The sequence below is a fragment of the Flavobacterium davisii genome, assembly GCF_019565505.1.
GTDB classification, from domain to species: domain Bacteria; phylum Bacteroidota; class Bacteroidia; order Flavobacteriales; family Flavobacteriaceae; genus Flavobacterium; species Flavobacterium davisii.
Genome location: NZ_CP067378.1, coordinates 2176474 through 2190178, shown reverse-complemented (window position 1 = coordinate 2190178; position 13705 = coordinate 2176474). Strand labels below are relative to the sequence as shown.

General features: G+C 34.5%; 12 protein-coding genes and 3 pseudogenes. All 15 read right to left on the bottom strand.

Annotated features, from left to right (window positions below):
• Positions 1 to 68 precede the first annotated feature (68 nt).
• Positions 69 to 1442 (bottom strand): NADH-quinone oxidoreductase subunit N, encoded by a 1374-nt coding sequence (locus tag JJC05_RS10530; protein ID WP_105195317.1) that lies wholly within the window; start codon positions 1440 to 1442, stop codon positions 69 to 71.
• A 61-nt stretch (positions 1443 to 1503) separates the two neighbouring features.
• Positions 1504 to 2945 (bottom strand): annotated as a pseudogene (locus tag JJC05_RS10525) (complex I subunit 4 family protein).
• A gap of 12 nt (positions 2946 to 2957) precedes the next feature.
• Positions 2958 to 4841 (bottom strand): annotated as a pseudogene (nuoL, locus tag JJC05_RS10520) (NADH-quinone oxidoreductase subunit L).
• 6 nt (positions 4842 to 4847) lie between these two features.
• A complete protein-coding gene (gene nuoK, locus JJC05_RS10515) occupies positions 4848 to 5168 on the bottom strand; it encodes an NADH-quinone oxidoreductase subunit NuoK (protein WP_041253135.1) in 321 nt (106 codons plus the stop codon).
• Between the two features lies 1 nt (position 5169).
• Positions 5170 to 5679: an NADH-quinone oxidoreductase subunit J family protein gene (locus JJC05_RS10510; RefSeq protein ID WP_088391680.1), complete on the bottom strand. Its 510-nt coding sequence runs from the start codon at positions 5677 to 5679 to the stop codon at positions 5170 to 5172.
• 1 nt (position 5680) lies between these two features.
• The gene (nuoI, locus tag JJC05_RS10505; RefSeq protein ID WP_105195321.1) at positions 5681 to 6217 is read right to left on the bottom strand and encodes an NADH-quinone oxidoreductase subunit NuoI; all 537 of its coding nucleotides are present in this window, start codon (positions 6215 to 6217) and stop codon (positions 5681 to 5683) included.
• A gap of 4 nt (positions 6218 to 6221) precedes the next feature.
• Positions 6222 to 6746, bottom strand: a complete 525-nt coding sequence (locus JJC05_RS10500) for an ORF6N domain-containing protein (RefSeq protein ID WP_105195322.1) — start codon at positions 6744 to 6746, stop codon at positions 6222 to 6224.
• Between the two features lie 69 nt (positions 6747 to 6815).
• Positions 6816 to 7853 carry an NADH-quinone oxidoreductase subunit NuoH gene (nuoH, locus tag JJC05_RS10495; RefSeq protein WP_105195323.1) on the bottom strand — a complete coding sequence of 346 codons (1038 nt, stop codon included), beginning with the start codon at positions 7851 to 7853 and terminating at the stop codon, positions 6816 to 6818.
• A gap of 3 nt (positions 7854 to 7856) precedes the next feature.
• Positions 7857 to 8885, bottom strand: coding sequence for an NADH-quinone oxidoreductase subunit G (locus tag JJC05_RS10490; protein ID WP_105195324.1), 1029 nt, complete (start codon positions 8883 to 8885; stop codon positions 7857 to 7859).
• A 97-nt stretch (positions 8886 to 8982) separates the two neighbouring features.
• Positions 8983 to 10349, bottom strand: a pseudogene (nuoF, locus tag JJC05_RS10485) (NADH-quinone oxidoreductase subunit NuoF).
• Positions 10350 to 10353: 4 nt separating this feature from the next.
• Positions 10354 to 10893 carry an NADH-quinone oxidoreductase subunit NuoE family protein gene (locus JJC05_RS10480; RefSeq protein WP_235877356.1) on the bottom strand — a complete coding sequence of 180 codons (540 nt, stop codon included), beginning with the start codon at positions 10891 to 10893 and terminating at the stop codon, positions 10354 to 10356.
• Between the two features lie 4 nt (positions 10894 to 10897).
• The gene (locus JJC05_RS10475; protein WP_088393509.1) at positions 10898 to 12133 is read right to left on the bottom strand and encodes an NADH-quinone oxidoreductase subunit D; all 1236 of its coding nucleotides are present in this window, start codon (positions 12131 to 12133) and stop codon (positions 10898 to 10900) included.
• Positions 12134 to 12148: 15 nt separating this feature from the next.
• On the bottom strand, positions 12149 to 12670 hold the full coding sequence (locus JJC05_RS10470; protein ID WP_105195327.1) for an NADH-quinone oxidoreductase subunit C: 522 nt from the start codon (positions 12668 to 12670) through the stop codon (positions 12149 to 12151).
• 1 nt (position 12671) lies between these two features.
• Positions 12672 to 13223: an NADH-quinone oxidoreductase subunit B gene (locus JJC05_RS10465; protein ID WP_088393505.1), complete on the bottom strand. Its 552-nt coding sequence runs from the start codon at positions 13221 to 13223 to the stop codon at positions 12672 to 12674.
• 80 nt (positions 13224 to 13303) lie between these two features.
• A complete protein-coding gene (locus JJC05_RS10460; protein ID WP_088393503.1) occupies positions 13304 to 13669 on the bottom strand; it encodes an NADH-quinone oxidoreductase subunit A in 366 nt (121 codons plus the stop codon).
• Positions 13670 to 13705 lie beyond the last annotated feature (36 nt).

Sequence of the window (13705 nt, the reverse complement as noted above, 5' to 3'; positions counted from 1 at the left end):
TCAGTTATAAATAAAAAAGGGAGATATTTAAAAATTTAAACATCTCCCTTTTTAAAAATATTATTTTTTTATCTTATTACATATAACAAGGCATTTGGAAAGAAACCAATCATCAAATTAGCTATTAAACCTATGATGCCTAACACTAAATAAACGACAGGCATTTTAGCTTTTTCTTCATTATATGGCATTTTTGTGTACATAACTAAAATTAATCTAAAATAGTACCCTACACTTATTATAGACGCTATAATAGCCGCTATAACTAACACTATCCAACCAGAGTTCATAATTTGATTAAACAAGAAAAACTTAGCAAAAAAACCAGAAAAAATAGGAATTCCTGCCATGGAAAGTAATGATGTAGTTACAACTAATGCCGCAATAGGATGTGTTTTTGCTAAACCATTAAAAAGATCAATAGTTTCATTTTCTTTATCTTTTGTAACATATAAAACCACAGTAAAAATAGCTAATCCTGAAATGGCATAAGCAGCTGCATAATAAAACAACATATTGGCTGCTAAATTGGTAATGAGTAAAGTCATTAACATAAAACCTGCATGTGATATTCCTGAAAAAGCTAACATGCGTTTAACATTATTTTGACGTAATGCCATTAAATTTCCTACTATCATAGACAATATAGAAATTACTACAATTAATAATTGAAATTGATAGGTTTGAAAGGGAACTAATATCGTAGTTAATTTTAATAGAGTTGCCAAAGAAATCACTTTTGCTAAAGTTGCCATAGTTGCTGTTGTAAGTGTAGGTGAACCTTCATAAACATCAGGTGACCAAAGATGGAAAGGCACAGCTGCTACTTTAAACAGCATTCCTATTAACAAAAATAGCAAACCTATATTATACCATTGAGGATAAGTTGTAGTATGCACTATTTGATAAATTGTTTGTAAATCAAAACTTCCTGTAGCGCCATAAATTAAAGTAATACCAAACAATATAACACCTGAAGCAAATGCACCCATCAAAAAATACTTCATTCCTGCTTCATTGCTACGTAAATTTAAACGATTACTTGCAGCTAAAACATATAATGAAATAGAAAGTACTTCTATTCCTAAAAAAAACATCGCTAAATTTCCAAAAGATACCATGGCTACCCCTCCTGCCAAGAGAAAAACTTTTATAGAAACAAAGTCCGAAATTCTAGACATTTTTTCTTTATAAAATTCACCTCCCATTGCAATAAGAAAAATGGCAATAACAATAAACAAGCTAGAAAAAGCGACAGAAAAACGGTCAACAAACATCATGTTGTTTAAGTAAGTTCCCAAAAGATTATACTCAGAAATATTATAACCTAAAATGGCTAATAACCCAACGATGGTTATAGGTACAATAGCTTTCCTTGCATTTAGCATTTCAGCTAACATGACAATTACTCCTAATCCTGATATAGCAACTAATGTATTCATCTATAATAATGATTTAAGATTTTTGAAACTAGATTTTAAAATATAATCTCAAAATCTCAATTTAATTTATAATATTAATTTTTAAAACGATTTCTTTTAATGCTGGCGTGATTAAATCACTGATTGGCTTTGGATATAATCCAAAAAATAATAAAAAAGCAATCAAGATTATAAAAACAGTAATCTCTTTTGAGTCTATAGTTTCAAAAGTTTTAACATTTGTTTCACCTAACATCACATTTTGAAACATTTTTAACATATAAAAAGCTCCTAAAATGATCGTTGTTCCCGCAATTACGGCAAACCAAATATTTATATTATACAAGCTATACAAAGCTGTAAACTCACCAATGAAATTAAAAGTTGAAGGTAATGCCACTGATGCTAACATTATAATCATAAACACAGAAGCAAATTTTGAGTCTTGAATACGAATACCTCCCATATCAGCAATTTCTTGGGTTTTAAAACGTCTTTCTATAACTTCAGCAGCAAAGAATAAACCTACTACTACAAAACCATGTGCAATCATTTGTAAGACGGCTCCTCTTAATCCATCTAAAGAAAGTGTATAGATTGAAGCAGCTATTAATCCAACGTGTGCTAATGAAGAATATGCTAATAACTTTTTTAAGTTACGTTGTTTTAAAGCAATTACAGAACCATAAACTATCCCGATTATACTCAATACTAAAAATACATTCATATAGTTTTTAGCTGCTAATGGCGCTAACGGTAATTGCCAACGTATAATACTATATAATCCCATTTTTAGCATGATTCCTGATAATAGCATTGTGCCAACAGCTGGTGCTTTTTGATATGTATTGGCTTGCCATGTGTGAAATGGAAAAATAGGAATTTTAATAGCGTACGCTAAAAAGAAACCTGAAAATATCCATAATTGCTCTGTTTCTGTTAACTGAATAGCATATAAATCTACTAATAATAGAGAGCCTGCCTTTTGAAATAAATACACAAAAGCGGCTAACATAAATAGCGAACCTGCTAGTGTAAATACAAAAAACTTCATAATAGCACGTTTACGCTCCTCTAAATCTCCATTTCCCCATAATAAGGCAATAAAATAGATAGGCAATAAGGCTAACTCCCAAAAAATATAATACACTAATCCGTCTACACTTAAAAAGTTCCGACCATCGCAAAATTCATAAAAACTATTAGGGAATAGAATACTTTACTATTTCCAAATGAATTTCCAAAAGATGTGTAAATTATTATTGTGGTAAGTATCGTTGACAACAAGATCATAGCCAGAGATAAACCATCTACTTTTAACGCTACATATATATTAGGATATTCAATCCATTGATGAATAAAACTAGGATTACTAGCACTTTGAAAAACATTCAAGGTATAAAAAGAGAATACGGTGGCAGCTAAACTAACGATAAGGGCTACACTCTTTGCGAACTTATTTCCTGATAAATAAGTGGCAACTGATCCGAATAATAATAAAACAAGTAAAAATGATACGTTCATTGTACTATTGTATTAAACTAAAAATATATAAACCAAAATGGAAGATAGACCTATTACAAAGGCTAATAAATACACTCCTATATTTCCATTTTGAATTAATTTTCCTTGGTTGGCTAATAGTTGAGCTGTTTTGGCAAAACCTAATACTGTTTCTGAAATAATAACTTCAGTATATTTTCTAAAGAAATGAGACAATTGGTAAATAGGTTTTACAATAACCGCTTCATAGATTTCATCTACGTAAAATTTGTTATACGCTACTTTAGCAAAACCTTCCATTTGTTCATCTTGAACAGGAACTTGTTTTTTCGCAATATATTTTGAATAAGCTAAATAAATACCAATTAACGCTCCAACTGTTGCAATAGCCATTAAAACATAGGCTGTTCCATCTAAATGATGCGCTTCGTGTGCTTTATGGAATAAAGGAGCTAAATAATGCGATAACCACGTACTACCGGTAAATTGATTGCTCCACCTACTACAGCTAAAGCCGCCAAAATCATTAAAGGAGTAGTGATTAACAATGGACTTTCGTGCAAATGTTTCTTTTGTTCTTCTGTACCTCTGAATTCACCAAAGAAAGTCAAATACATTAATCGGAACATATAGAAAGCTGTCATAATTGAAGCAATAGAACCTACAACCCATAAAGCTTTACTACCATGGAAAGCAGTCATCAAGATTTCATCTTTTGACCAGAAACCTGCAAAAGGGAAAATACCTGAAATAGCTAAAGTAGAAATCAACATGGTCATATACGTGATAGGCATTACTTTTTTCAAACCTCCCATATTACGCATATCTTGTTCTCCGTGTAAAGCGTGAATTACTGAACCCGAACCTAAGAATAAACAAGCTTTAAAGAAAGCATGCGTGATTACGTGGAAAACAGCTACTTCATAAGCACCTAAACCTAAAGCTAAGAACATTAAACCTAACTGAGATACTGTTGAATAAGCTAATACTTTTTTGATGTCGTTTTGAACCAAACCGATAGCAGCTGCAAGCACTGCCGTAGCAGCACCAATCATAGCAATGATTTGTTGTACTGCTGGCGCTAAATCAAACACAAAGTTTAAACGTGTTACCATAAAGATACCCGCGGTAACCATCGTAGCGGCGTGTATTAATGCCGATACTGGAGTGGGTCCTGCCATCGCATCAGGTAACCAAGTGTATAAGGGTACTTGGGCTGATTTACCTGTAGCGCCAATGAATAAACATAAAGCAGCTACTGATAATAATCCTGCATTTTTAGTTGCTAAACCTTTATCAAAAATACCGTGAGCAATTTCTGAATATTCTAAACTTCCAAAAACATACGCTAAAATGAAGATTCCGATTAACAATCCTAAATCCCCAACACGATTCATGATAAAAGCTTTCTTTGCTGCATCGTTATAGTCTTGGTTTTTATACCAAAATCCAATTAACAAGTACGAACATAATCCTACTCCTTCCCATCCGATGAATAAAATTAATAAGTTACTTCCCATAACTAACGTAATCATAAAGAATACGAATAGGTTTAAGTAAGCAAAAAACTTATGTATGTTTTCATCGTCGTGCATATAGCTAGCCGAATACATGTGGATAAGTGTACCAATACCTGTTACGAATAATAACCATAAAACTGATAATTGGTCTAATAGGAATGAAAAGTTAATATTGAATTTTTCCAAAGAAATCCATTGGAATAAATCAATTTGAACACCTTTTCCAGTCGATTGGATTAAAGTGAAAAAAATAAGTTGTTGCAAAGAAAGATATTAAAATAGATAACGTTCCTAACAATCCTACAAAGCCTTTTCCTGCTTTTTTACCCCAAAATATATTGGCTAAAAAACCAAATAAAGGCGCTAACAATAATACTAAAGCTAAATTCTTTTCCATTAGTATTTATCCTTTTAAATTCTTTAAATTATCAATATCAATCGAACCTGTATTTCTAAAGATAGAAACCAAGATTGCAAGTCCTACAGCTACTTCTGCTGCCGCTACTGCCATAGAGAAAAATACGAATACTTGTCCTTGTGCATCTTGATGATAGGTTGAAAAAGCAACAAGTAATAAATTTACTGCATTCAACATAATTTCAACCGACATAAACATAATAATTGCATTACGACGGTATAACACACCAAAAGCTCCAATACTAAACAGTAAAACTGCTAAGTATATATAGTTTTCAATTCCTATTTGTGATAAAATATTCTCCATCTTATTGAATTGATTTTTCTTTTTTAGACAATAATACTGCACCTATCATTGCTACTAATAATAATACAGAAGCAAATTCAAATGGTACCATGTATTCATTTAATAACACTTTACCCAACACTTTAATCGATTGGAAATCGGCACCTGCGTTTTTATACTCTTGAATTGTAGGCATTGCTTTAACAAATGTTGCCAATAACACAAAAGCTAATAATCCAAAGGCGAGTGTAGCAGATATTTTGGATAGCATATCTTTATTGGGTTCGTTTTCTTTGTTCAAGTTCATCAACATGATGGTGAATAGAATCAAAACCATAATAGCTCCAGCATATACTATAATGTGTACTAAGGCTAAGAATTGCGCATTGAATAACAAATAATGTCCTCCAATACTAAAGAAACATAACACCAAATAAATGGCACTATGGATAGGATTTTTACTTACCACAGTCATAAAACCTGTAGCAAGAGTAATCGCAGCTAAAATATAGAAAAGCGTAATTATCGACATTTTAGTTTGTTTTTGAGTTCTTAATAGCCATATCTAATGGCATTACTAATTTATCTTTACCGTAAATAAAATCTTCACGATTAGATGCTGATTTTACAATCACTTTTGATTCTGTCAAATAAATCGCATCTTTAGGACAAGCTTCTTCGCATAAACCACAGAAAATACAACGTAACATATTGATTTCATAGGTTGAAGCATATTTTTCTTCTCTGTACAAATGCTCTTCTCCTTTTTGACGTTCAGCAGCTGTCATGGTAATTGCCTCTGCAGGACAAGCTACCGCACACATACCACATGCCGTACAATTTTCACGACCTTGCTCATCACGTTTCAACATATGTTGCCCACGATAAACAGGACTGAACGGACGTACTTGCTCAGGATACTTGATAGTTACCTTTCTTTTGAACAAGTGACGAATCGTGGTAAACAATCCTTTAACAATCGCAACCAGATACAAGCTTTCCCAGAAAGTCATCTTCTTATTAGAGACCTCCTTTTTTCTTCCTGATAATGAAATGGTTTCTATTGACATTTTATCACTTTTTATAACCTATTTGGTTTCTTTCTTTTGTATTATCTTTCTTTTCAATGAGTTCATCTAGATAGTTAAATACTAGTTCGATGTTTTTACTGTGATTAGAAAGTTTCTTTTTAATTTCTTCGATTTCTAATTTAATGTTCAAATTATCTGATAAAGCTTCACGAATTTTAGTAAAAACTCTTATAATTTGAATATTCATCTTAATAGCTGTTGGACTGTTTAGTACGCTAGATAACATAGCAACACCATTTTCAGTAAAAGCTATTGGTCTATATCTTGTACCTCCCCAACTTGAGGTGCCAAATTGGCACCTCAAGATTTCAAATTCTTCCTCGTTTAGTTCGAACATGAAATCTTCAGGAAATCTTTCAATATTTCTTCTAACCTGACGTTTTAAATTTTTAGTCTCAACTTGGTAAAGTTCTGCTAAATCTTTATCCAACATCACCTTTTGACCTCTTATGAAATAAATCTTATTAGAAATAATTTCATCAGGGATTGAAATTTCTTTTTGGCTCATACTAATAAATTAGGCGTTAATAAATTAATTTAAATTTTAATTTAAGAAGCCAAATATAAGCCTCAAAAATTACATTTTATCAGCAATCACAATCACAATTCCTGTAATCGCTACATTGGCAATAGCTAGTGGAATTAACATTTTCCAACCTAAATTCATCAACTGATCATAACGGAAACGTGGAATAGTCCAACGCACCCAAATATAGAAGAAGATGAAAAACAATATTTTTGAAAATAAAGCTAAAATTCCAATGATGTTAGCAGCATTTTGACCTAAGCTTTCAGCAACCATATCCATAAAAGGATAGTTGTAACCTCCAAAATATAAAAGTGAAATGATAGCTGACGAAACAAACATTGCCGCATACTCACCAAATAAATAGAATCCCATTTTCATCGATGAATATTCTGTATGGTGACCACCAATTAACTCCGCCTCACATTCAGCTAAATCGAAAGGTGTTCTGTTAGTTTCCGCAAAAGAACAAACTAAGAAGATGATGAAACCTAAAGGTTGGTAAAAGATATTCCAGTTCATTCCGTGTTGTTGCGAAACAATCTCTCTTAAACTTAAATTACCATTCATCATAATCACAGCAATGATAGCTAATCCCATAGCTACTTCGTAAGAAATCATCTGTGAAGAAGCACGCAAAGCAGACATTAAGGAATATTTATTGTTTGATGCCCATCCACCTATCATAATACCATAAACACTGATAGATAAAACTGCAAAAACATATAAAATAGATACATCTAACTCTGCTGCTTGTAGAATAACTGTTCTCCCGAAAATTTCAAGTGAATTACCCCAAGGCAATACAGCACTGGTAATTAATGCCATACTCATGGAAATAGCTGGACCTAATATGAATAAGAATTTATTAGGTGTATCAGGCATAAACTCTTCTTTAGCAAATAATTTCAAACCATCTGCTAAAGGTTGTAAAATACCTCCTTTACCTGCACGGTTAGGACCAATACGGTCTTGTAACCAAGCTGCAATTTTACGTTCTGCTAAGGTAGTATACATAGCCGCTAACATCGTAATAGCAAAAACGGCTACGATAAGAATTCCTTTTTCTATAATAATCGCACTGTCCATTTCTTATTGTTTTGAATTTTCAGTGTTCTCTAAAGGAACATCAGTCATACTAATTTTCTTACGGTCTTGCTCACGTCCTAATAAGATTTGGTCTTCTGTTTGGATTTCCACTTTTGGAGCGTTAAGCGCATATTTGTTTCGGTTGATTACCGAGAATTTTTCGAATTTACGAGGTCCTTCGATAGTCCAATCTTTAACATCTTTCTTATCAAAACGACATGTATTACAGATAAACTCTTCGACTTCATGGAACTCATCTTTACGACCGGTCACACGTTGAATTTCGTTACCAAACATCCAAACCGTAGTTTTACCACAACATTTGTCACAATCTCTGTGTGCATCATACGGTTTACTAAACCATACACGTGATTTGAAACGGAAAGTTTTATCAGTTAAAGCACCTACTGGACAAACATCAATCATATTTCCTGACATTTCGTTGTCGATAGCTTTAGAAATACAAGTTGAAATATTGGCATGGTCACCTCTATCCATCACACCATGAACACGGTGGTCTGTTAATTGGTCAGCAACCGCCACACAACGTTGACATAAGATACAACGATTCATGTGTAACTGAATATTTGGACCGATATCTTCTGGTTCAAACGTACGTTTTTCTTCAATAAAACGGGTTTCTGATTTACCGTGTTGGAAACTCAAATTCTGTAAATCGCATTCCCCTGCTTGATCACATATAGGGCAGTCTAAAGGGTGGTTGATTAATAAAAACTCTGTTACCGATTTACGTGCTTCTTCCACACGGGTAGAATTTTTACTATTTACTTCCATACCGTCCATTACACCTGTTACACAAGAGGCAACAAGCTTAGGCATAGGAGTTGGGTTTGCATCGCTCCCTTTGGTTACTTCAACCAAACAACAACGGCATTTACCTCCGGTTTTTTCTAACTTCGAATAATAGCACATGGCAGGTGGCACGCTTTCGCCTCCTATCATACGAGCCGCTTGCAGGATGGTTGTTCCTGGTTCGACTTCTATCGATTGTCCGTCTATGGTTACTTTCATATTATCAGCCCCCTAACCCCCAAAGGGGGAATCGGGAAATTTAAGTTAATATTATTTAGTCTCCTGCTCCTCCCCTTTGGGGAGGTTGGGAGGGGCTTTATATTGTTTGCTTCGCTACTAAATGTCTTACTTTTTCGAAAGGTTCATTTACGTAGTGGTCTCTATTTTTAATTTTTTCAGGGAAACGAACGTGATATTCAAATTCTTCTCTGAAGTGACGAATAGCTGCTGCTACTGGCCACGAAGCTGCATCGCCTAATGGACAGATGGTGTTTCCTTCAATTTTTGATTGAATACTCCATAACAACTCGATATCTTCCTCACGTCCTTGTCCGTTTTCAATTCTCCAAAGGATTTTTTCTAACCAACCTGTACCTTCACGACATGGGGTACATTGACCACAAGATTCATGATGATAGAAACGTGAGAAATTCCAAGTGTTACGAACGATACAAGTAGTGTCATTATAAACAATGAATCCACCTGAACCTAACATGGAACCTGTTGCAAAACCGCCATCAGATAATGATTCGTAAGTCATCAAACGGTCATCACCATTGGCTGTTTTATAAATTAAATGCTGTGGCAAAATAGGTACAGAAGAACCACCAGGCACTAACGCTTTCAAAGGACGGTCATCAATCATACCGCCTAAGTATTCGTCAGAATTCATAAATTCTTCAACTGTAAGACCTAACTCGATTTCATAAACACCGGGATTTTTAATATGTCCAGAAGCTGATATTAATTTAGTCCCAGTAGAACGACCCACACCAATTTTAGCATATTCTTCCCCTTTGTTCATTACAATCCAAGGCACTGCTGCAATAGATTCTACATTGTTTACTACAGTTGGATTAGCCCATAATCCAGAAATTGCTGGGAATGGAGGTTTAATACGTGGATTTCCTCTTTTACCTTCTAACGATTCGATTAATGCTGTTTCTTCTCCACAAATGTAAGCACCAGCACCACAATGCACGTGTAAATCTAAATCGTATCCAGTTCCTAAAATGTTTTTTCCTAACCAACCCGCTGCATAGGCTTCCTTAATTGCTCTCTCAAGCGTTTTGAAAACCCACATATACTCACCACGGATGTAGATATACGATAAATTAGCACCTAATGCATAAGAAGAAGTAATCATACCCTCAATTAACAAATGAGGAATGTACTCCATCAAGAAACGGTCTTTAAAAGTACCGGCTCCGATTCGTCAGCATTACAAACTAAGTGACGAGGACGACCTGATTTTTTATCGATAAAGCTCCATTTCATTCCCACAGGGAAACCAGCACCACCACGACCACGAATACCTGAAGTTTTTACTTCTTCAGTTACTTCATCAGGAGTCATTTGCTTTAATGCTTTTTCTACAGAAGCATAACCCCCATTTTGACGGTATACTTCATAGGTTTTGATTCCCGGGATATTTATTTTTTCTAATAATATTTTTCTTCCCATAGCACTATTTATCCAATAATGTTACTTTACCAGCTTTACAGTCCTCTATAAGTTGGTCTATTTTTTCTTTTGTTAAATGTTCGTGGTAAAAATCTCCTAATTGTAACATAGGCGCATAACCACAAGCACCTAAACACTCTACGCCACGCACTTCAAATAATCCGTCGGGGGTAGTTTCGCCTAATTTTACACCTAACTTATCGCAAGTGTAATCCATTAGGTTTTCTACGCCACGTGTAGCACAACAAGAGGTTTGACAAAACTCAAACATATATTTACCAATAGGTCTTCTATTGAACATGGTATAGAAAGAAACTACTTCGTAAACCTCTACTGGTTTGATTCCAAGAATTTCGGCTACTTTGTCTTGCAACGCATAGCTTAACCAGTGATCATGTGCATCTTGTACCTCGTGTAATACCGGGATTAAAGCCGATTTACGTTTATCATCAGGATAATGACCGATTAATTCATTAATACGCGTCATTAACTCTGGTGTGATATTTATTTCTTGTTTATAATGGGTATAATCGTGTTTTTCCATAGCATTAAGCGTCTAATTCTCCCGCAATAACATTTAAACTTGATAAAGTAGCAATAGCATCTGATAAGTTTTGCCCTTTAACCATATCGATATAAGCTTGGTAATAAATAAAACAAGGTCTGCGGAAATGTAAACGATACGGTGTACGGCTTCCGTCAGTTACCAAGTAAAAACCTAATTCACCATTTCCTCCTTCAACTGCTTGATAAACTTCAGTTAATGGAACTGGAACTTCACCCATGACAATTTTAAAATGCCAAATTAGTGATTCCATAGTGGTATATACATCCTCTTTTGGAGGTAAATAATATTCTGGAACATCCGCATGGAAAGGACCTTCAGGCATTTTAGCTAAAGCTTGCTTGATAATGCTGATACTTTCCCAAACTTCTGCATTACGCACACAGAAACGGTCATACGTATCGCCTGATTTTCCAACTGGAATATTGAATTCAAAATCTTCGTAAGACGAGTACGGTTGTGCTACACGCACATCATAATCAATACCCGCTGCACGTAAATTAGGACCTGTAAAACCATAACTCATGGCTTTTTCAGCAGCGATAGAACCCACGTTAATAGTTCTATCCATGAAGATACGGTTACGATTTAGTAAGCTTTCAAATTCAGCCCAAACCGCAGGGAAATCCGCTAAGAAAGAGTCGATTTTTCTCCAAACTTCTGGCGACCAATCTCTTTCAAAACCACCCATACGTCCCATATTAGTAGTCAAACGTGCACCACAAATTTCTTCGTAGATTTCATAAATTCTTTCACGATATTCAAATACATAAAAGAATCCCGTCATAGCACCTGTATCTACTCCTAAAATAGAGTTACAAATAATATGGTCAGCAATACGCGCTAATTCCATTACAATGACACGCATGTACTGTACCCGTTTAGGAACATCAATTCCTAATGCTTTTTCTACAGTCATCCACCAACCCATATTATTGATAGGCGATGAACAATAGTTCATTCGGTCTGTCAAGACATTGATTTGGTAAAAAGGACGGTTTTCTGCAATTTTTTCAAAAGCACGGTGAATATAACCTACTGTTCCTTCTCCATCAATAATTCTTTCTCCATCCATTAAAAGGATGTTTTGGAAAATACCGTGAGTAGCAGGGTGAGTAGGTCCTAAATTCAATATAGCAAGTTCGCTACCATCCTCGTTTCTTCTTTTTTCGATGATGCTAGCATAACGCTCTTCTGGTTTTAATAATAACTCTGACATTGATTTTCAGTTTTATTAACAATTATGAGTAGTTCTTCCAAAGAAACGATCGTCTTTATCTGTACGCCCACCATCTTCTAATGGAAATTCCTTACGCATTGGAAATACTGTCATTTCATCCATATTCAAAATACGTTTTAATTGCGGATGTCCTTTAAACTTGATTCCGTAGAAATCATAGGTTTCGCGTTCTTGCCAGTTAGCACTTAAAAAGAGAGCTGTAACAGAGTCAATTTCAGGGTTATCTATCGGTAGAAAGCATTTGATGCGGATACGAACACCATCAATCCAATTGTGCATGTGATATACTGTACCTAATTGACGACTGTCTTCATATTCAGGATAATGTACACCACAAACATCGGTTAAAAAGTTGAAACGTAAGGTAGTATCTTCTTTTAAGAATTTCATAACTTCTACAATAGCATCTGAAACTACTTCGAAAGTTAAAATATCATGTATTAGAACGAAATCAGATACTTTTAATCCGAATTGTTCCATTAATTTTTGTTGAATAAGAGCGTTCTCTAATGCCATATTATTTGATGTTATAAGAACCTAATAATTCTTTATATTCGTCTGAACTACGACGGCGAACCGACTCATTTTTCACAATTTCTTGTAGTCGCATAATGCCGTCTAAAATTTGTTCGGGTCTTGGTGGACAACCCGGTACATAAACATCTACAGGAATTACTTTATCTATACCTTGTAAAACTGAATAGGTATCAAATACCCCACCTGATGAAGCACAAGCACCTACGGCAATAACCCATTTTGGTTCTGACATCTGCTCATATACTTGACGTAAAATAGGTGCCATTTTTTTAGAAATAGTCCCCATAACTAAAAGCATATCGGCTTGACGAGGCGAGAAACTCATCCGTTCCATACCAAAACGTGCCACGTCATAATGTGCACCTGCTGTTGCCATAAACTCAATACCACAACAAGAAGTAGCAAACGGCAAAGGCCATAACGAGTTAGCACGTGCTAATCCCACTACATCACTTAGTTTAGTAGCAAAAAAACCCTCTCCAGCATATCCGTCTGGTGCAGCTACCGTTTTATATTTTGAAGAATCACTCATTTTAGATTATTTTGAATTTTGAATTTTGAATTTTGAATTAGTTGTTTTTAATCCATTATTCATCATTTAAAATAAATTCATTATTCCCACTCCAATCCTTTTTTCTTAATTACATAGTAAAAACCTACTACTAACAAAAACATAAAAATTCCCATTTTTAGTAGTCCATCCATTCCCATTTCACGAAAATTTACTGCCCAAGGATACATAAATATAACCTCGACATCAAATAAAACAAAAAGAATAGCTACTAGGAAATATTTTACAGAAAAAGGAATTCGCGCATTACCTATTGACTCAATACCACATTCAAAGTTTTTATCTTTATTGGCAGAATGGCGCTTAGGACCTAATAAACTAGAGATAAAGATTGTAGCTCCTACAAACCCAACAGCCAGTCCTACTTGCATCAGAATAGGTATAAAATCCAGTTGATTTGATTGCATAATTATGATAATTAATCCAAGCTACAAAGATAAGGG

Coding starts and splice junctions, on each gene's coding strand:
- JJC05_RS10530 (WP_105195317.1), bottom strand. CDS start 1,442: ATGAATACATTAGTTGCTATATCAGGATTAGGAGTAATTGTCATGTTA.
- JJC05_RS10465 (WP_088393505.1), bottom strand. CDS start 13,223: ATGAGTGATTCTTCAAAATATAAAACGGTAGCTGCACCAGACGGATAT.
- JJC05_RS10475 (WP_088393509.1), bottom strand. CDS start 12,133: ATGTCAGAGTTATTATTAAAACCAGAAGAGCGTTATGCTAGCATCATC.
- JJC05_RS10460 (WP_088393503.1), bottom strand. CDS start 13,669: ATGCAATCAAATCAACTGGATTTTATACCTATTCTGATGCAAGTAGGA.
- JJC05_RS10480 (WP_235877356.1), bottom strand. CDS start 10,893: ATGGAAAAACACGATTATACCCATTATAAACAAGAAATAAATATCACA.
- JJC05_RS10470 (WP_105195327.1), bottom strand. CDS start 12,670: ATGGCATTAGAGAACGCTCTTATTCAACAAAAATTAATGGAACAATTC.
- nuoI (WP_105195321.1), bottom strand. CDS start 6,217: ATGTCAATAGAAACCATTTCATTATCAGGAAGAAAAAAGGAGGTCTCT.
- JJC05_RS10490 (WP_105195324.1), bottom strand. CDS start 8,885: ATGAAAGTAACCATAGACGGACAATCGATAGAAGTCGAACCAGGAACA.
- nuoH (WP_105195323.1), bottom strand. CDS start 7,853: ATGGACAGTGCGATTATTATAGAAAAAGGAATTCTTATCGTAGCCGTT.
- nuoK (WP_041253135.1), bottom strand. CDS start 5,168: ATGGAGAATATTTTATCACAAATAGGAATTGAAAACTATATATACTTA.
- JJC05_RS10500 (WP_105195322.1), bottom strand. CDS start 6,746: ATGAGCCAAAAAGAAATTTCAATCCCTGATGAAATTATTTCTAATAAG.
- JJC05_RS10510 (WP_088391680.1), bottom strand. CDS start 5,679: ATGTCGATAATTACGCTTTTCTATATTTTAGCTGCGATTACTCTTGCT.